The following is an 18,353-nucleotide window of genomic DNA, read 5'->3' on the forward strand; positions in this document are numbered from 1 at the left end:
TTAAGAATGTCGACGATGGCCCAGGAACTGCCGGGCACCAGTTCGGCCGGCTTGAAGACGACGGTGTTGCCGTAGCAGAGCGCCGGGGCGATCTTCCAGGCGGGAATGGCGATCGGGAAGTTCCACGGCGTGATGATGCCGACGACGCCGACCGGCTCGCGGGTGATCTCGACGCCGATGTTGGGCCGCGCCGATGGCAGCACTTCGCCCGCCAATCGCAGGCACTCGCCGGCGAAGAAGTCGAAGATCTGGCCGGCGCGCACGGTCTCGCCGATGCCCTCGGCGAGCGTCTTGCCTTCCTCGCGCGACAACAGCCTTCCGAGCTCTTCCTTGCGGGCAAGGATCTCGTCGGCGGTCTTTCTCAAGATCGCGTGACGCTCGAGGATACCGGAGCGCGACCAGGCCGGAAACGCTGCCTTGGCCGCGGCGATCGCCAAACGCGCATCGTCGGCAGACGCGCGGGCATATTCGCCGACAACGTCATGGGTGTCGGACGGGTTGATGTTGGCAACCCCGTCACCGCCGACCCATTCGCCGGCAATCAGGTTCTGGTGCAATGTCATGGCCTTGAGGCCTCCTTCATTCTCGCGCAAATCCGGCTCGCGCCGACACGGCGGTCAGAGCTGCTTTATGACGACCGGCTCGTCGGCGGCGATCGCAAGGGCATTGCGCAGCGGCAGCCCGAAACCATTGGCCTCGATCTCGAACACGTCGCCCTCCTCGGTGCGGATGCCATCGCCGAAGGACAGCGTCGCTGTGCCGAACATGTGGACGTGCACGTCACCCGGCTGGCGGAACAGGCCGTACTTGAAATGATGATGCTCGAGATTGGCGAAGCTGTGCGACATGTTGGCTTCGCCCGACAGGAACGGCTTTTCCCACAGCACCTTGCCGCCGCGCAGGATGCGCGACATGCCGCGGATATCCTCGGGCGCAACCCCGATGCGGATCTCCGGGCCGAAGCTCGCCTGGCGCAGCTTCGAGTGTGCGAGCCAGAGATAGTTGACCCGCTCGGTCTTGTGATCGGAGAACTCGTTGGCAACGGCAAAGCCGATCCGGAACGGCACCCCCTTCTCGCAGATCACGTAGATCCCGGCCATTTCCGGTTCCTCGCCACCATCCTCGGCAAAGGAAGGCGAGACGAGCGCGGCACCTGGGGCAACGGCGCTGGTGCCGTTGCCCTTGTAGAACCATTCCGGCTGCACTCCGGTCTGACCGGCCTTCGGCTTGCCGCCCTCGAGCCCCATGCGGAACATCTTCATCGAGTCCGTGAGCGTTTCTTCGGCGGCCTCGCTGGTCTTCTTGTGCATGGCGTCGCGGGTCGCGGCCGAGCCGAGATGCGTAAGGCCCGTGCCGGTCAGATGCAGATGTGCCGGATCCGGATGGGTGATCGGCGGCAGGAGACGCCCTTCCGCATAGGCCTTGTCGAGGTCGACGGCGGCGCCAAGGCCCTTGGCGTCGATCGTCTCCTTCAGGCTGCGCCCGGCATTGGCCGCCTCCAGAGCCAGTGCGTAGACGCTTGCCGCGCCGTTGACCGCATGTGCGGTCTCGCCCGGCTGGCGCACCGCCACGGTGATCGATCCGTCTTCGTTCCTGATCTGCGAAATCAGCACGATCCTGTCCTTCCTTGCGTCGTTCGGGTCTAAGTCTTCGCCTTCTCAAGGCAAAAGCGTCCCCGTGGGTGGCTTTCGCCACCCAATTCCGGCGGGCCAATCCGCCGATCCTGGCAGCCGTGGCTGCCGGTGAATGTTACTGGTTCGCGTCGGGTCTTATGGCTTTCCGCTCAACCCTTGTTCTTGTTGTAGACATCGAAGAACACGGCAGCGAGCAGCACGAGGCCCTTGATCAGCTGCTGGTAGTCGATGCCGATGCCCATGATCGACATGCCGTTGTTCATCACGCCCATGATGAAGGCCCCGATGACGGCTCCGATGATCTTGCCGACGCCGCCCGACGCCGAGGCGCCGCCGATGAAGCAGGCCGCAATGACGTCGAGCTCGAAGCCGACGCCGGCTTTCGGCGTTGCCGAATTGAGGCGTGCGGTGATGATCATGCCGGCCAGGGCCGCAAGCACGCCCATGTTGACGAAGGTGTAGAAGGTCAGCCGCTCGGTGTTGATGCCCGAAAGCTTGGTCGCCTTGACGTTGCCGCCCATGGCATAGATGCGGCGGCCGATCGTCGAGCGCGTCGTGATGAAGGTGTAGAGCGCAATCAGCACCGCCATGGCGATCAGCACGTTCGGCAGGCCGCGATAGGTCGCAAGCTGGAAGCCGATGAACAGCGCCACGGCAGCGATGACGGCCATCTGCACCGCGAAGAACACGAACGGCTCGTTCTCCGTGCCGTGCTGCTCGTTGATCTTGCGGTCACGAATGCCCGCATAGATCGCGTAGCCGACGAGCGCGATGACGGCCACGAGCGCCACCATGTTCTGGATGGTCTCGGGCGCCGGATTGAGGAAATAGAGGAAATCCGGAACGAAGCCCGTCGAGAGCAGCTGGAATTCCTTCGGGAACGGACCGATCGGGCGGCCGCCGAGCACCACATAGGTGAGCCCGCGGAAGACGAGCATGCCGGCAAGCGTGACGATGAAGGACGGGATCTTCTGGTAGGCGACCCAATAACCCTGGGCCGCCCCCATGATGCCGCCGACGATCAGACAGGCGGGAATGACGATGATGGCGGGCAGACCCCATTTCACCAGCATGATCGCCGAGATCGCCCCGATGAAGGCGACGATCGAGCCGACCGACAGGTCGATATGCCCGGCGACGATGATCAGCAGCATGCCGAGCGCCATGATGACGATGAAGGAGTTCTGCAGCACCAGGTTGGTGATGTTGACCGGCTTGAACAGGACGCCGTTGGTGACGAACTGGAAGAACAGCATGATCACCACGAGCGCGACGAGCAGGCCGTATTCGCGGATGTTGTTCTTGAGATAGTCCCCGATCGAGGGCTTGTTGTTTTGGGTGCTCGTATCGGCGACCATTAGTGTTTCTCCCCTGAACGCATGATGGCACGCATGATGGATTCCTGGCTCGCTTCCGCCTTCGAAAGCTCCGCGACGATGCGGCCCTCGTTCATGACGTAGATGCGATCGCAGGTTCCAAGCAGCTCCGGCATTTCCGATGAAATCATCAGGATGCCCTTACCCTCGGCGGCAAGCTGGTTGATGATGGAGTAGATCTCATACTTCGCGCCGATATCGATACCGCGTGTCGGCTCGTCGAGAATGAGAACTTCCGGATTGGTGAACAGCCATTTGGACAGCACGACCTTCTGCTGGTTGCCGCCCGAAAGGTTGACCGTTTCCTGATAGATCGAGTGCGAACGGATGCGCAGCTTCGAGCGATAGTCGGAGGCGACCTTCGCTTCCTTGCGATCGTCGATGACGCCGTTCGCGGCCACCGCCTTCAGGTTGGAGAGCGTCGTGTTCTCCTTGATGTTGTTGATCAGCACAAGCCCGAGCTGCTTGCGGTCCTCGGTGACATAGGCGAGCCCCGCATCGATCGCGCGCGGAATGGTGCTGACGTCGACGGGCTTGCCGCGCATCGTCACGTCGCCGGTGATCTTGTGGCCCCAGGACTTGCCGAAAAGGCTCATCGCCGTTTCGGTGCGCCCTGCCCCCATGAGCCCGGCAATGCCGACCACCTCGCCGGCGCGCACGGTGAAATTGACATCGTGCAGGAACTGCCGGTCGCGATGCTGCTGGTGGAAGACGTTCCAGTTCTTCACTTCGAGCAGCGTCTCGCCGATATCAGGTTCGCGCGGCGGATAACGGTCTTCCATGGCACGGCCGACCATGCCCTTGATGATCCGGTCTTCGCCGATGTCTTCGCTGTGACAGTCGAGCGTCTCGACCGTGCCGCCGTCGCGCAGGATGGTGATCTGGTCGGCGACCTTCCGGATCTCGTTCAGCTTGTGCGAGATGATGATCGAGGTCATGCCCTGGGTGCGAAACTCCATCAGCAGCTTCAAGAGCGCATCGGAATCGGTTTCGTTGAGCGAGGCGGTCGGCTCGTCGAGGATCAGCAGCCGCACCTTCTTCGAAAGCGCCTTGGCGATCTCGACCAACTGCTGCTTGCCGACACCGATGTCGGTGATCAGCGTTGCCGGGCTCTCGCTGAGGCCCACCTTCTTCAGCAGTTCCTGCGTACGGGCAAAGGTCTGCGGCCAGTGGATCACGCCGTTGCTGGCGATCTCGTTGCCGAGGAAGATGTTCTCGGCAATCGACAGCAGCGGCACCAGCGCCAGTTCCTGGTGGATGATGATGATACCGAGGTCTTCGCTGTCGGAAATCGTCGAGAAGCGGCGGGCTTCGCCGTCATAGTGGATCTCGCCGTCATAGGTACCGGCGGGATAGACGCCGCTCAGCACCTTCATCAGCGTCGACTTGCCGGCGCCGTTTTCGCCGACGAGTGCGTGGATCTCGCCTTCGCGGACCTTGAAGCTGACATTGTCCAGCGCCTTGACGCCCGGAAACGTCTTGGTGATGCCCCGCATTTCAAGAATGATATTGTCCATGTTCAGTCATTCCAGCGGCAGTCTTTGAGAGAGTACCGGCTCCGTCATCTGGATAAAAGGGCCCGCGCGCATGCACGGGCCCCCACGCTCAAAAAGATCAGTTGTTGATCTGGTCTTCGGTGTAGTAGCCCGAGCTGACAAGCACGTCCTTGATGTTGGACTTGTCGACCGCAACCGGCTTCAGCAGGTAGGACGGAACCACCTTGACGCCGTTGTCATAGGTCTTGGTGTCGTTCACTTCCGGCTCCTTGCCTTCCATGATCGCGTTGACCATGCCGACGGTCACCTTGGCGAGTTCGCGCGTGTCCTTGAAGATCGACGAATACTGTTCGCCGGCAAGGATCGACTTGACCGACGGCAGCTCAGCGTCCTGGCCGGTGACGGCAGGCATTGCCATGTCGCCCGAGCCATAGCCGACGCCCTTCAGCGCCGAAATGATGCCGATCGACAGGCCGTCATAGGGCGACAGAACACCATCGACCTTGGCATCGGTGTAATTCGACGACAAAAGGTTTTCCATGCGGGCCTGGGCAACGGCACCGTCCCAACGCAGCGTGCCGACCTGGTCCATGCCCTTCTGGCCGGACTTGACGACGATCTTCTTGCTGTCGATCAGTGGCTGCAGGACCGACATCGCGCCGTCATAGAAGAAGAAGGCGTTGTTATCATCAGGCGAACCACCGAACAGTTCGATGTTCTTCGGCTCGGTTGCGCCGTCGAGCTTCAGGCCCTGCACCAGCGAGGTTGCCTGCTGCACGCCGACCTGGAAGTTGTCGAAGGTGGCGTAGTAGTCGACATTGCCCGAGTCGCGGATCAGGCGGTCATAGGCGATGACCTTGACGCCGGCGTCATGCGCCTTCTGCAGGATGTCGGAGAGCGTGGTGCCGTCGATGGCGCCGATGACGAGAACCTTGGCGCCCTTGGTCACCATGTTCTCGATCTGGGCGAGCTGGTTCGGGATGTCGTCGTCGGCAAACTGCAGGTCCGGCGTGTAGCCGGCTTCCTTGAACAGCTTCTCCATGGTCTCGCCGTCGGAAATCCAGCGGGTCGACGTCTTCGTCGGCATGGAAATGCCAACCGTGCCCTTGTCCTGCGCAAATGCCGGTGCAGCGAAGGACGCGATCGAAATCGCGGCGGCTGCGAGAAGCGAAGTCATCAATTTCATCAGTTCTCTCCCAAAAAAGTTGAAGCCGGCAGGCGAGAGCCTTTCCGTCTATGCGCAGCAATCCGCGGGCCGGGATCTCGTCTCCGGCCGCGGATCAAGGTGAAGGAGAGGCCTCCCCGCCTCGCATGCTCCTACATGCGCTGGCACATAAGCAAAAACTGGAATCAAAACATATAACTGTCAAATACAATATAGCTTTGAACGCATACCAAAAATGATATAGCACGTGCAAACAGTGTGATTTTTGAAAATCCTTGAAAACCAAATGGGGTGGAAAGTGCGCGACCAGAAGCCAAGCACCACCGGTACGGCCGGAGAGCTTTTCGATTCAGCCCTCTTCCGCTCCGGCCTGAAGATCAGCCATCTGCGCCTGATTCTCGCCATCGACGATCACCGCCGCATCAGCGCCGCCGCCGAAGCGCTCGGCATCTCGCAGCCGGCTGCTTCGCGCATGCTGTCGGAGATCGAGACGATGCTGAAGGCGCCGGTCTGCGAGCGCATCGCCCGCGGCGTCGAACTGACGCCCTACGGCGAGGCGTTGGCGCGACGGGCTCGCACCATCTTCCTGGAGCTTCGCGAAGCATCCCGCGAGATCAACGAGCTGAAGACCGGCAGCGGCGGCTCGGTCTCGCTCGGCTCGGTCACCGGCCCGGCGCTCAATCTCGCCGTGCCAGCCATCCGACAGGTGATGACCGCCTATCCCGGCATCGAAATCAACGTGCAGATCGAAAACAGCAACGTTCTGGCAAGGGAATTGCTCGCTGCCCGCCACGACTTCATCATCGGACGCATCCCCGACGACCAGCCACCGCGGCTCTTCAACATGGTGGAGATCGGCTACGAAGAGGTCTGTCTGATCGTGCGCGACGGCCACCCGCTACTCGACAAACCCCTGGTGGGTGCTGAAGACCTGCCCTCCTACGACTGGGTGTTCCAGCCGCCCGGCACGCTTCTGAGGCGCGCAGTCGAAGACAGTTTCGTGGCGGCCGGCGTGAGGTTGCCGGCGACCGTGATCAACACCTCCTCGATCATCCTGACGCTGTCGATCGTGCGCAACACCAATGCGATCGCGCCCGTGGCGCTCGACGTCGCCAACCTGATCGCCGGCAACGGCACGCCGGCCGGCGAAATCCGCATCCTCAAGACCGAAATCCCGATCCGCATCAAGCCCTATGGGCTGATCACCGCCGAGGGCCGCGCGCTGCCGCCGAGCGCCAAGCTGCTCTACGACCTGATCCTGAAGCAGGGGCGCGCGTGATAAGCCCGGTACGATCGACACGATCAACCCGGCATGATCATTTCGATCAGCCCGGCATGATCATACTGATCAGCCCGGGATAATCTCCACCTGCCATGGTGCGCCCCCTGTGGAGGCATCATGTTTGGAATGTCAGTCTTTCAGTCGGTGCTCGAGCGACTGAAATCGGAAGAGGAGACCGAAGACCCGGCAGCGGCCGAGCCTATGCGCGTCGCCGCGCCTTATGCCCCGGCCTTAGACAATGCCCTTGCCGCCGAAAGCGTCGGCGCGGCTGCCTTCGGCACGGTCGAGCGCGCCTATCTCGATGCAGCCTTCGTGGAGCCGCCTCCGCCGCCGGTCATGCCGGATTATCTCAACCGCACGAGCCTCTCGGAGGTCGCCGAGGAACTGGCGCTTGCCGACGGCGAAACGCAGATGACACTTGCGACGAAGCGGCGGGCATTCGCTGCCCTGAACCACCCGGACCGGCTACCCGCCGCCTTCCGGGCCAATGCGACCATGCGCATGAAGCTCGCCAACATGCTGATCGACGAGGCCGCGCAGCAGATGCGCGCCATCAACCCGACGCCGTGATGTTCAGCCGGCAGAGCCATCGCCTTTGCCCTGGTCCTCACCCCCGGTCTTCTCCTCGCCCTTCTCGCTCGGCTTGTAGAAAACCAGCAGCGCTGCCGAGGCATAGGCCGTAACCGCGAGGAAAATCATGCCCCACATCGGCTGTTCGCCCAGGAACTCGACCGCCGTCCAGACGGCGCAGAAGAGTACGATCAGCAAACGGATCCAAAGCGGACGGTAAAAGGGGTGGTCCGGGTCGATGAACTTGCGCATTCTGTCCTCTGGTGGCCTCGTCGTGTGCGTTCCATTTACGAGAAGTTCGTCGGAAACGGCAAGACCGCAGGTGACGGACGCCCCTTGACGGGCACGCCGAAAATGGAATAAAAATTCCGAAATATCCACCATCGGCTACTTCGTTCCAAATGAAAGAGGCAGATCGAGTGGAAGCGGAGGTATCAAGGGAGAGGTGCTGAGCGCAGCGTTCCAACGCGCGATCGTTCGTGGCAAATCTTCGACCCATTCGCGGAAACAGCATTCCGCGGCGCCTTTGCGCGATGAGCGCCGATCATCACGCCCCTTCCCGGTCGCGAACCGGAATTCGAGAGAAACAGAGATGACAGTCAGATTTGGTCTTCTGGGCGCCGGCCGCATCGGCAAGGTTCACGCGAAAGCCGTCAGCGGCAATGCGGACGCCGTGCTCGTTGCCGTCGCCGATGCCTTCCCCGCCGCAGCCGATGCCATCGCCAAGCAGTACGGCTGCGAGGTGCGCACCATCGAAGCGATCGAAACCGCCAAGGACATCGACGCCGTCGTCATCTGCACCCCGACGGACACCCACGCCGACCTGATCGAGCGGTTCGCTCGCGCCGGCAAGGCAATCTTCTGCGAAAAGCCCGTCGATCTCGACGCCGAGCGCGTCAAGGCCTGCCTCAAGGTGGTGAGCGAAACCAAGGCCAAGCTGATGGTCGGCTTCAACCGCCGCTTCGATCCGCATTTCATGGCCGTCAAGAAGGCGATCGACGCCGGCAAGATCGGCGATGTGGAAATGGTGACGATCACCTCGCGCGACCCCGGCGCCCCGCCGGTCGACTACATCAAGCGTTCGGGCGGCATCTTCCGCGACATGACGATCCACGACTTCGACATGGCCCGCTTCCTGCTCGGTGAAGAGCCGGTTTCGGTGACGGCAACCGCCGCCGTTCTCGTCGACAAGGCGATCGGCGAGGCCGGCGACTACGACAGCGTCTCGGTGATCCTGCAGACCGCCTCCGGCAAGCAGGCAATCATCTCCAACTCACGCCGCGCCACCTACGGCTACGACCAGCGCATCGAAGTGCACGGCTCGAAGGGCGTCGCCTCGGCCGAAAACCAGCGCCCGGTTTCGATCGAGATCGCCAATGGCGATGGCTACACCCGTCCGCCGCTGCACGACTTCTTCATGACCCGTTACACCGAAGCCTATGCCAACGAGATCGAGAGCTTCATCGCCGCGATCGAAAAGGGTGCTGAGATCACCCCCTCCGGCAAGGACGGTCTCGCCGCGCTGGCGCTTGCCGACGCCGCCGTGAAGTCGGTCGTCGAAAAGCGCCAGATCAGCGTCGCCTGACGCCACGATCTGCGAACCACGAAATGAAAAGGCCGGGCGTCCCACGCCCGGCCTTTTCCTATCACCTTGCTCGACCGGTGCCGCGACCGCGTCAGCCGTCGGCGCGCGCCGGCATCTTTTCCCAGTGCGTGGCCTCCTGGCCGGTGCTGGGTGCGGCACCCGGCCGGCCCGAGAGAAAGCCCTGTATCTGCAGGCAGCCCTCCTCCGCGAGGATTTGTCGTTGCCGTTCGGTTTCGACACCCTCGGTCACGACCGCAAGCCGGAGGCTGTGACCGAGCGCGATGATCGCCCGGACGATCGCCTGCGCCGAAGGGTCGTTTTCCAGCGCCGCGGTGAAGCTGCAATCGATCTTCAGCTTGTCGAAGGGGAAGGTCTGGAGGTTGCTGAGCGACGAATGGCCGGTGCCGAAATCGTCCATGACGATCCGCACACCGAGGACCCGTAGGCGCACCAGAACCGCCAGCACGTCCTCGCGATTGTGCATCAGTGCCGCCTCGGTGATCTCCAACTCGAGCCGCCAGGGATCAAGGCCGGTCCGGCGCAAGATGCTTGCGACCTGATCGAAAAGGTTGGGCAAAAGAAACTGGACCGGCGAGATGTTGACGGAGATCGGCAGCGGCTCGTTCCACTTCGCAGCCTCCGTGCAGGCCTGCTCCAGCACCCATTCGCCGATCTGGATGATCGAACCGCTTTCCTCGGCGATCGGAATGAAGACATCAGGGCCGATCAGCCCGCGCTGCGGATGGTTCCAGCGCAGAAGCGCCTCGTAGCCGATGACCCTGTCGCTCTGCATTTCGACCAGCGGCTGGTATTCGAGGAAAAACTGGCGACGAAGCACCGCGTGGCGCAGGTCGTTTTCGATCTGCCGGCGGCTGCGCACCGCCTCGTCCATTTCCCGGTCGAAGAAGCAGGCGACACCCTTGCCGCTCTGCTTGGCGCGGTAGAGCGCCGTGTCGGCGTTGTTGCGCAACTGATCCGCCGTCTGCCCGTCGGCCGGGAAGATCGCAGCCCCGATGCTGACGCCGACGGCTGTCGGATCGCGATTGGTGTCCATCTCCGCCGCAAACAGGGCCTGGATCCGGTCGGTCAGATGACGCGCCGCCTCCGGCTGCCTGCCGCCCGCCTGGATGATCGCAAACTCGTCGCCGCCGAGCCGGGCAATCGTATCCTGTTCCCCGACGGCCGTGCGCAGGATGTCGGCGACCTTCATCAGGATGCGGTCACCCTCGCCATGGCCGAAGATATCGTTGACCGCCTTGAAGCGATCGAGGTCGAGGCAGAGGATCGCCAGTTCCTCGTTTCTGGCAGCCGCCGCCGCCAGCGTCTGGGCGAGCCGGCGGTCGAAGAAGGCGCGGTTCGGCAGGCCCGTCAGCGCATCATGATGGGCAAGATGCTCGATCGTGCGCTCGGCTTCCTTGCGGGCTCGAAGGTCCCGCACGAAGATCACCTCGCATTCGCGGCCGCGATACTCGATCGTCCGGCACATGAACTCCACCGGAATGGTCCGCCCCTCCAGGTTCAGGAGGTCGATTTCGCCAGGGCCGTCGCCGTGCCTGTGTGCGTCCAGCCCCTCTTCGCCGAAGACGAAGATTTCCGCCGGGCGCCGCCCGGAAAGCTCCGAAAGCCTGCGGCCCGTCAGGCCGGCGAAGCGCTCGTTGGCCTCCACGATCACGCCGTCGAAGACGATCGCCATGCCTTCGAGCGAAGCGTTGGCGAGGCCGCGCAGATCCGTCAGATGCCGGTCGAGGAAGAGCGCGCCGAAGGCGAGCACGATCAACGTTGTCGACGCGGCGATGACGCCGCCTGCGAGCCAGGCGGGGTGGATGGTGTCGGCAACGGCGACATCGGCCTCTGGAACCAGCGTGATGCCGCTCATCGACGTGAAATGCAGCGCACAGATGCCAACGACCAGCAGCGACGACGAGGCGACCAGGCGCCGTACGCCGCGCAAGCGCTGAAACGCGTAGAGCGCCGCGCCCGCAAGCATCGTCCCGGCGAACACGGCGGAGACCGTGCTTGCGGGATCGTAGGAAATATGTCCCCGCATCTCGACCGCCCGCATGCCGGTGAAGTGCATCGCCGCGATGCCGGCGCCGAGCAGCAGGCCGCCGCAGGTCATGGAAAGATGCGAGCGCCCGCCGAGACCGATCGCGAAGGCGACCCATGAGGCAGCGATCGCAACGACCACGGAGAGGACCGTGCCCCACGCGCCATAGGCGACCGGAACGCCGCCGTCATAGGCCAGCATGGCGATGAAATGGGTGGACCAGACGCCGATACCGCAGGCAAAACCGCTGGCCGCGATCCACAGACCGCGCTGGCTGCCGTCACTTCGCTGCGCCCGCAACAGGAGCAGCATCGTGGCGAGGCTGCCTGCCAGGCAGACGACCGCGGCGACCAGAATAAGGCGCCAGTCATGATCGTCGCGTATGCATGCCATCACTGAAAACATCATCGTCTCCCGCGTCAGGCCACATTGACAAGGAGTCGCTAAATAACTGTAAATTGCATTGCCGGAGTTGTTCGCCTTCGGCACAACCCCAAAAATGGTTGCGCCAAAAACCGCACGTCATTCGCGCATCAAGCAATACCCGCGCTGGCGATCTCGCCGTCGATAGCACCAAGCACGCGCTCCAGATGTCCTTCGAAGACGAGCCGCTGCTCGTCGGCCACGACGGCAATTTCCGGCGGCCCCTGAAGTCGAACCTGCATGGATTGGGCCAGCCCTTCCTCGATCCCGGGCAGCATGAGATCAAAATAGCGGATGCCCGGACCCGTGACGTGCACAGGCATGCGCTCATAAAGGCTCAGCATGCGCGAGATGCCGTTACCGAGCGCGATGCCTGCCTGGCGAAAGGCGTAGCCGGCCATGCGATGGCCCTGCCGCGCGCTTGCGGCGATCTTGTCGAGTTCCGTCACCGGAACGAACTTGGCGGGGATCGTATCCGCCGGTACCTCGAAAGCGGCGCGCAAGATCCCATAGAAGCCCGCCGCCGCCTCGATACAGCCATAGGCGCCGCAACGGCAAAGGCCCGCCGAAGGCGTGTGCAGCATGTGGCCGAAGTTTGGGGCGCCGACGTCCAACTCGCCGCTCTGGCTCTTGCGCGCAACCCCGAGCCCGATGCTGTGGCCGAGCGAGATCGCCGCAAGCGCCCTGAACCCGCTCTCCGGCCTGCGCTCGGCCTGCGCCGCGAGCGCCTGCGCGACAAGCAATGTTTCGTTGCTGAGCATGACTTTCGCGCGCCATTGCGGCGCAAGCAGCGCGGCGAAATCCAGTTCCTCCCGACCGAACACCGGCGACCACAAGAGCCGCGCGGAGGTGCCGTCGACCAGCCCCTTGCTGCTGATCGAAACGGCGAGCACCCGATCCCGCTCCAGTCGCGACCGCTGCAACAGCCGTTCGAGCGCATCGACGAAGGAGCGGGCAAATGGGGCTGTGCCCCGCTCGTCGTGGTTCCGTACCTCGTCGAAGCGATCGAGAAGCGTGCCGCCGTAATCGACCAGGGAATATTGCACGATGTCGGACGAGATCCGCACGACGATCAGATGGCCGTGATCGCGGCGGGGGGTGAACAGCACGCGCGGCCGCCCTCGCCCGCCCTGAACCTGCTGCTCAGCCTTGGTGAGCACGCCTGCCTTTTCCAGTTCCGCCGTGATCGCCGAAACGGTCGCGGAGGCAAGGCCGGTCTCGCTTGAGATTTCCGTATGGGAGAGATTGCCGGAGCGCCTAAGCGCTGCAAGGACGAGCGCGCTGTTTTGCTGACGCACGAGCTCAGTGCTGGACTTGGTCAGCATGAGACGTCCCTGTCAGTGGCGGATCCTTCGGACACATGCCCCTCCCAAAGCATCTGTTGAACGGCAAGACAAGGCGCCGGGCGTCTTGTCGACAGCCTTGTGCATCGATTTTCTCGACTGGCGAGAAACGACGGCCGCGACGGTTCTTCAAACCCTTTGTTGATGCCGCAATCACCGCGTTTCAGGCCGTGTTGACAGCCTCAGAAATCCATGACATTCATTTTCTCGACTGTCGAGAAAATAATTCCGCACAATGGAGCGGCGCGATCTACGACAGCGTTCCAAGGCTGGCAGAGGATTGTGCGGGAGGTTCGCACGCTCGGCCGGCCCTCACTCGGGAGGATGAAATGAAATCCGTTTTGAAGCTGATGGCAGGCGTTGCCGTCATCGTTTCCCTGCATTCGGTTGCCCAGGCGAAGGACCTGGTGGTCGGCGTGTCCTGGTCCAACTTCCAGGAAGAGCGCTGGAAAACCGACGAAGCCGCCATGAAGGCAGCCCTCGAAGCGTCCGGCGACAAGTACATCTCCGCTGACGCCCAGTCGTCGCCCGCCAAGCAGCTGACCGACATCGAATCGCTGATTGCCCAGGGCGCCAACGCGCTGATCGTGCTTGCCCAGGACAGCGACGCCATCGGCCCGGCGATCGAGAAGGCCACTGCCGAAGGCATTCCGGTCGTCGGCTACGACCGCCTGATCGAAAACCCGGCCGCCTTCTACATCACCTTCGACAACAAGGAAGTCGGCCGCATGCAGGCCCGCGAAGTGTTCAAGCTGAAGCCGGAAGGTAACTACGTCTTCATCAAGGGCTCGTCCGCCGACCCGAACGCCGACTTCCTCTTCTCCGGACAGATGGAAGTGCTGAAGGAAGCCGTCGACGCCGGCAAGATCAAGAATGTCGGCGAAGCCTATACCGACGGCTGGAAGCCGGAGAATGCCCAGAAGAACATGGAGCAGTTCCTGACCGCCAACGACAACAAGGTCGATGCGGTCGTCGCCTCCAACGACGGCACCGCCGGCGGTGCGGTCGCGGCGCTCGACGCACAGGGCCTCGCCGGATCGGTTCCGGTCTCCGGTCAGGACGCCGACAAGGCGGCCCTGAACCGCGTGGCCCTCGGCACGCAGACCGTTTCGGTCTGGAAGGACTCACGAGAGCTCGGCAAGCGCGCAGCCGAAGTCGCCGTCGAACTTGCCGGTGGCAAGAAGATGGAAGAAGTCGCCGGCGTCACCACCTTCAACGGCGGACCGAAGGGCGTGGCCATGCAGTCGGTCTTCCTCGCACCGCTGCCGATCACCAAGGACAACCTGAACGTCGTCATCGACGCGGGCTGGATCTCCAAGGCGGAAGCCTGCCAGGGCGTCAAGGGCGACGTGGCGGCCTGCAAGTAAGCCGCACCAGCAGAACTGAGCGCTGACTGAAAAGAGCGCCGCAACGCAACCCGTTGCGGCGCTTGCGCAAGGTGCGGACGCGGCGGACAATGCCGCCACCGCGACCGGCGCAGATCAGAAAACCGCTCGCTTTCTGCCGTCGCTCCGGACTTGTCGCGTCGATCTTGGCTCTTGGTGCCACGGACGCGATGACATCAACAACATAAGTGGGGGGAAGGCACGTCCATGGCCGACATCACACAAGGCAACACCCAGGGCGCACAGACAAACCGCGCCCGTACAGCGGACGAGAACCCGATAAAGCGCTTCTTCCGCGCCACCGAAATCGACACGCGGCTGCTCGGCATGGTCGGCGCGCTCGTCATCATCTGGGTTGGCTTTCAGATCATGACCGGCGGCCTGTTCCTGACGCCGCGCAACCTTTGGAACCTGACGGTCCAGACCTCTTCCGTCGCCGTGATGGCGACCGGCATGGTACTGATCATCGTCACCCGCAACATCGACCTTTCCGTCGGCTCCGTGCTCGGCTTCTGCGGCATGGTCATGGGCGTCATGCAGGCGAAATTCCTGCCGCAATATCTCGGCCTCGAACACCCGGCGATCTGGATCATCACTCTTCTGAGCGGCATTGCCGTGGGCGCCGCCATCGGCGCACTGCAGGGCTCGATCATCGCCTTCCTCAACGTGCCTGCCTTCATCGTCACGCTCGGGGGCCTGCTCGTCTGGCGTGGCGCCACCTGGTTCGTCACGAGCGGCCAGACGGTCGCGCCGATGAACGCCACCTTCCGCCTGATGGGCGGCGGCACCGAAGGCTCGATCGGCGCAACGGCAAGCTGGATCGTGGGCATCCTCGCCTGCATCGCCATCGTCGCCGCCATCCTCAATTCGCGCAAGCAGCGCAAGCGCTTCCGCTTCCCGCTGCGCCCGATCTGGGCGGAGTATTTCCTGGCGATCCTCGGCTGCGTCCTGGTTCTCGGCGCAATCGCCGTTGCCAACAGCTACTACTGGCCGACCAACATCGCCCGCAAATACGCCGACGCCAACGGCATCGCCTGGCCGGACGGCGGACTGCAGATCTCGCACGGCATCGCCATTCCGGTGCTGGTCGCCATCGCCGTCGGCATCGTCATGACCTTCATCGCCACGCGTCTGCGCTTCGGCCGCTACGTCTTTGCTCTCGGCGGCAACCCCGAAGCAGCAGAACTCGCCGGCATCAAGACGCGCTGGGTCACCGTCAAGATCTTCACGCTGATGGGCATTCTCTGCGCCATCGCCGCGGCGATCTCGACCGCCCGCCTCAATGCGGCAACCAATGCGCAGGGCGAACTCGACGAACTCTACACGATCGCTGCGGCCGTCATCGGCGGCACCTCGCTTGCAGGCGGCGTCGGCACGATTGCCGGCGCGATGATCGGCGCGCTCGTCATGCAATCACTACAGTCGGGCATGGTGCTCTTGGGGATCGACAGTCCGTTCCAGCGCATCGTCGTCGGCGTGGTTCTCGTCGTCGCCGTCTGGCTCGACACCATCTACCGCGCCCGCGCCAAGTAAGGAGTACGATCCATGAAAGACCAACGCACTCCCCTTGTGGAAATGAAGAACATTTCCATCTCCTTCGGCGGCATCCACGCCGTGGACAACGCCTCCGTCGACCTCTACCCCGGCGAGGTCGTGGCGCTGCTCGGCCACAACGGCGCCGGCAAGTCGACGCTGATCAAGATCCTCTCGGGCGCCTACAAGCGCGATGCCGGCGAGATCCTGATCAACGGCGAGGCCGCCGACATCAACAACCCGCGCGACGCCAAGAAATACGGCATCGAGACGATCTACCAGACGCTCGCCGTCGCCGACAACGTCGACGCCGCCGCCAACCTCTATCTCGGCCGCGAACTCCGGACCCCCTGGGGCACGCTCGACGACGTGGCGATGGAGGCCAAGGCGCGCGAGGTCATGGGGCGTCTCAACCCCAACTTCCAGCGCTTCAAGGAGCCGGTGAAGGCGCTTTCGGGCGGCCAGCGGCAGTCGGTGGCGATCGCGCGCGCGATCCTGTTCGATGCCCGCATCCTGATCATGGACGAGCCGACGGCAGCCCTCGGGCCGCAGGAGACCGCCCAGGTCGGCGACCTCATCAAGCAGCTGAAGCGCGAAGGCATCGGCATCTTCCTGATCAGCCACGACATCCACGACGTCTTCGACCTCGCCGACCGCGTCTCGGTGATGAAGAACGGCCAGGTCGTCGGTCAGGCCCGCACCGAGGACGTCACCAAGGACGAGGTGCTCGGCATGATCATCATGGGCAAGGTACCGCCAAAGGCGATCCCCGGCCCCGGCGCCATGCAGGTGGCGTGAACCGACAATAGGCGGCGGAGCTTCAACGCGCCGCCGCCTGGCGCTTTCCTGCGCGAAGAGCAGAGGCCGCTCCTTGTGCTGCTTTTTGGCAGCAACCGCAAATTCCCCTGCGAACTCCGCCATTTCACCATTGATGCGGCGACAAAGCTAAGCTATGAACCGCTCACAGCCTGCTTCGGCGGCCCTGCCGCCAACGGATGCACCCGTAGCTCAGCTGGATAGAGTGTTGGATTCCGATTCCAAAGGTCACAGGTTCGAATCCTGTCGGGTGCGCCATCTTCTGCCGGATCCATACTGGATACATAGGTTACGGTTTATTTTGGAGACATGGGTACACTTTCGGGCCTAATGGGTTCGGTAAAGGTTCAAGCCTGCATGTCTCGTCACCGAAGTATCCCAGATCGTAATCCATGGAGCTGGTTTCGCTGCGGTGGTCTATTCTTCGCACAAGGCCCTCTCGATTTGCATCGCCTTCCTCCAGATTTCGTCTAGACGTTTCTGGTAGTCGTCATTCTTCTGCTGAAACTCGCCCATCTCGACTCCCTCTGGTCGCTTCGATTCTAAATTGATGCAAGCGGCAGGACCGTCGCACGAAGTGTCAGGCGGATGTCGTTCGTATGTCCTTCGCGTCCAAAAGCACCCACGAGCGACCCTTACGTTGCAGCTTGCCCTGGATCGATATCGGCCTTCCCTGCTTGTGAACTTCCACGGCGGCCAGATAGCTCGCAGGACCGAGACTGACCGAAACCTTTATCACCCCGTGCTCGGGACTGTCCCAGTTCACCTGAATGATACGGTCGGCGTCATCGCCCATCAAATCGGACGGATCGCCGACATTATGCAGGTTCACGATGCGGCCGAAGATCGAGACGTCGGCATTCTCGTCGGTTTTTGTTAGGCGAGCTGCAGCTTCCTTCAGGATGTCGCGGTACCGACTTTCAATCTTGAAAGATTGAGGCGCCGGCACGCCCGGCTCCCACTCAGGAGACAGTACGAACGATAGGTCGATGCGAGGAATGCCAGTACCTTCGATAATTCCTACCAGCTCGTTGCACATATTCGCGTTGAGCCCCTCGGACGTCGCAAGGATCGGATCAAGATCGTTCTGAGAATAAGACTCCCTCAAGGACTGGAGGCCAACGGCAATTCTACGGACGATCTTTCGGCCCAAGGGAAGCTCCGGCTCCACGAAGGGCATGACGGTCTGATTGTTTAACCCGACAGGGGATTCGATCGCGAGACCGAAGCTCCCTTTGAACGTATGAGCGAACCGGCACCCATCGGCGTAGTCTTTCGCCTCCTTAACTGTACGGCGGAACGAACGCTCTCCCGTCAAAACCGTAGTCGCCGAAGCGGCAATGATGCCTTTCATTCCATTCAGGTAGGAGCGGGCGGCCCGAAGCTCGATCGACTCATACCTCAGAAAGTCGTCTGGGACCGTGGCGAGTATCTTGTCGAATGTCAGCGAAACCAGATTTGCGCGAAGGGCAGACTCCGACAGGCCGTAGATCTGCTGAATCGTTTCGGCTGCAGCCGCCACCTCCGCCCCATCGGCATCTGCCCCGGCACTCGCCACCGAAAAAAAGATATTCACCGAAGGCCGAGCATCGTCATCGGAGAGCACCAGCCGGATCAGGCTGCCATCCCTGCTATTCTGCTGCGCCCATCCCTGCCGCACCAGGTAGCGAATGATCGCTTGCTTCGTGACGTCCACGG

At 62.6% G+C, this 18,353-nt stretch carries 15 protein-coding genes and 1 tRNA gene; 7 read left to right on the forward strand and 9 right to left on the reverse strand.

What is annotated here, in order from left to right; translation table 11 throughout:
* From C1A35_RS30470 to chvE, 5 genes are all read right to left on the reverse strand, one after another.
* Positions 1-563, reverse strand: a 563-nt coding sequence (locus C1A35_RS30470; protein WP_158665206.1) for an aldehyde dehydrogenase family protein, incomplete at its 3' end; no start/stop codon positions are given.
* Positions 564-617: 54 nt separating this feature from the next.
* The gene (gene araD1 / locus C1A35_RS30475) at positions 618-1,613 is read right to left on the reverse strand and encodes an AraD1 family protein (RefSeq protein WP_104667984.1); all 996 of its coding nucleotides are present in this window, start codon (positions 1,611-1,613) and stop codon (positions 618-620) included.
* A gap of 170 nt (positions 1,614-1,783) precedes the next feature.
* A complete protein-coding gene (gene mmsB, locus C1A35_RS30480) occupies positions 1,784-2,992 on the reverse strand; it encodes a multiple monosaccharide ABC transporter permease (protein ID WP_104667985.1) in 1,209 nt (402 codons plus the stop codon).
* Positions 2,992-4,527 carry a multiple monosaccharide ABC transporter ATP-binding protein gene (gene mmsA, locus C1A35_RS30485; RefSeq protein WP_104667986.1) on the reverse strand — a complete coding sequence of 512 codons (1,536 nt, stop codon included), beginning with the start codon at positions 4,525-4,527 and terminating at the stop codon, positions 2,992-2,994. Before mmsA ends, mmsB begins: the two co-directional genes overlap by 1 nt.
* Before the next feature lie 97 nt (positions 4,528-4,624).
* On the reverse strand, positions 4,625-5,692 hold the full coding sequence (chvE, locus tag C1A35_RS30490) for a multiple monosaccharide ABC transporter substrate-binding protein (RefSeq protein WP_034793892.1): 1,068 nt from the start codon (positions 5,690-5,692) through the stop codon (positions 4,625-4,627).
* A gap of 265 nt (positions 5,693-5,957) precedes the next feature.
* Between chvE and C1A35_RS30495 the strand changes: the two genes are divergently transcribed.
* Both C1A35_RS30495 and C1A35_RS30500 read left to right on the forward strand, forming a co-directional pair.
* Entirely contained in the window at positions 5,958-6,950 is a 993-nt protein-coding gene (locus tag C1A35_RS30495; protein WP_104667987.1) for a LysR family transcriptional regulator, read from the forward strand.
* A 120-nt stretch (positions 6,951-7,070) separates the two neighbouring features.
* Complete coding sequence (locus C1A35_RS30500) at positions 7,071-7,523, forward strand: hypothetical protein (protein ID WP_104667988.1); 453 nt, start codon at positions 7,071-7,073, stop codon at positions 7,521-7,523.
* A 3-nt stretch (positions 7,524-7,526) separates the two neighbouring features.
* Here the strand turns inward: C1A35_RS30500 and C1A35_RS30505 are convergent, their stop codons facing one another.
* Positions 7,527-7,775: a hypothetical protein gene (locus C1A35_RS30505; protein ID WP_104667989.1), complete on the reverse strand. Its 249-nt coding sequence runs from the start codon at positions 7,773-7,775 to the stop codon at positions 7,527-7,529.
* A gap of 340 nt (positions 7,776-8,115) precedes the next feature.
* Between C1A35_RS30505 and iolG the strand changes: the two genes are divergently transcribed.
* Entirely contained in the window at positions 8,116-9,108 is a 993-nt protein-coding gene (iolG, locus tag C1A35_RS30510; RefSeq protein WP_104667990.1) for an inositol 2-dehydrogenase, read from the forward strand.
* A gap of 91 nt (positions 9,109-9,199) precedes the next feature.
* On the opposite strand, the gene C1A35_RS30515 is transcribed toward iolG, so the two are convergent.
* Positions 9,200-11,560, reverse strand: a complete 2,361-nt coding sequence (locus C1A35_RS30515) for a bifunctional diguanylate cyclase/phosphodiesterase (protein WP_104667991.1) — start codon at positions 11,558-11,560, stop codon at positions 9,200-9,202.
* Positions 11,561-11,688: 128 nt separating this feature from the next.
* Positions 11,689-12,903, reverse strand: coding sequence for an ROK family transcriptional regulator (locus tag C1A35_RS30520; RefSeq protein ID WP_104667992.1), 1,215 nt, complete (start codon positions 12,901-12,903; stop codon positions 11,689-11,691).
* Positions 12,904-13,250: 347 nt separating this feature from the next.
* Between C1A35_RS30520 and xylF the strand changes: the two genes are divergently transcribed.
* The 4 genes from xylF to C1A35_RS30540 all read left to right on the forward strand — a co-directional run bounded on the left by xylF (position 13,251) and on the right by C1A35_RS30540 (position 16,913).
* Positions 13,251-14,288: a D-xylose ABC transporter substrate-binding protein gene (xylF, locus tag C1A35_RS30525; RefSeq protein WP_077960105.1), complete on the forward strand. Its 1,038-nt coding sequence runs from the start codon at positions 13,251-13,253 to the stop codon at positions 14,286-14,288.
* A 225-nt stretch (positions 14,289-14,513) separates the two neighbouring features.
* Positions 14,514-15,839, forward strand: a complete 1,326-nt coding sequence (locus tag C1A35_RS30530) for a sugar ABC transporter permease (protein ID WP_104667993.1) — start codon at positions 14,514-14,516, stop codon at positions 15,837-15,839.
* A gap of 12 nt (positions 15,840-15,851) precedes the next feature.
* On the forward strand, positions 15,852-16,637 hold the full coding sequence (locus tag C1A35_RS30535; RefSeq protein WP_034793927.1) for an ATP-binding cassette domain-containing protein: 786 nt from the start codon (positions 15,852-15,854) through the stop codon (positions 16,635-16,637).
* Between the two features lie 199 nt (positions 16,638-16,836).
* Positions 16,837-16,913: transfer RNA gene (locus C1A35_RS30540), tRNA-Arg, on the forward strand.
* A gap of 322 nt (positions 16,914-17,235) precedes the next feature.
* On the opposite strand, the gene C1A35_RS30550 is transcribed toward C1A35_RS30540, so the two are convergent.
* Positions 17,236-18,351 (reverse strand): hypothetical protein, encoded by a 1,116-nt coding sequence (locus tag C1A35_RS30550; RefSeq protein ID WP_104667994.1) that lies wholly within the window; start codon positions 18,349-18,351, stop codon positions 17,236-17,238.
* Positions 18,352-18,353: the final 2 nt, after the last annotated feature.

It is taken from the genome of Ensifer adhaerens, from assembly GCF_002940685.1.
In the GTDB taxonomy this organism is placed as follows: Bacteria; Pseudomonadota; Alphaproteobacteria; order Rhizobiales; family Rhizobiaceae; genus Ensifer; species Ensifer adhaerens_E.

Bases quoted from the DNA above. Each gene is read 5' to 3' on its own strand.
- mmsB (WP_104667985.1), bottom strand. From the start codon at position 2,992: ATGGTCGCCGATACGAGCACCCAAAACAACAAGCCCTCGATCGGGGAC.
- mmsA (WP_104667986.1), bottom strand. From the start codon at position 4,527: ATGGACAATATCATTCTTGAAATGCGGGGCATCACCAAGACGTTTCCG.
- chvE (WP_034793892.1), bottom strand. From the start codon at position 5,692: ATGAAATTGATGACTTCGCTTCTCGCAGCCGCCGCGATTTCGATCGCG.
- C1A35_RS30495 (WP_104667987.1), top strand. From the start codon at position 5,958: ATGGGGTGGAAAGTGCGCGACCAGAAGCCAAGCACCACCGGTACGGCC.
- C1A35_RS30500 (WP_104667988.1), top strand. From the start codon at position 7,071: ATGTTTGGAATGTCAGTCTTTCAGTCGGTGCTCGAGCGACTGAAATCG.
- C1A35_RS30505 (WP_104667989.1), bottom strand. From the start codon at position 7,775: ATGCGCAAGTTCATCGACCCGGACCACCCCTTTTACCGTCCGCTTTGG.
- iolG (WP_104667990.1), top strand. From the start codon at position 8,116: ATGACAGTCAGATTTGGTCTTCTGGGCGCCGGCCGCATCGGCAAGGTT.
- C1A35_RS30515 (WP_104667991.1), bottom strand. From the start codon at position 11,560: ATGTTTTCAGTGATGGCATGCATACGCGACGATCATGACTGGCGCCTT.
- C1A35_RS30520 (WP_104667992.1), bottom strand. From the start codon at position 12,903: ATGCTGACCAAGTCCAGCACTGAGCTCGTGCGTCAGCAAAACAGCGCG.
- xylF (WP_077960105.1), top strand. From the start codon at position 13,251: ATGAAATCCGTTTTGAAGCTGATGGCAGGCGTTGCCGTCATCGTTTCC.
- C1A35_RS30530 (WP_104667993.1), top strand. From the start codon at position 14,514: ATGGCCGACATCACACAAGGCAACACCCAGGGCGCACAGACAAACCGC.
- C1A35_RS30535 (WP_034793927.1), top strand. From the start codon at position 15,852: ATGAAAGACCAACGCACTCCCCTTGTGGAAATGAAGAACATTTCCATC.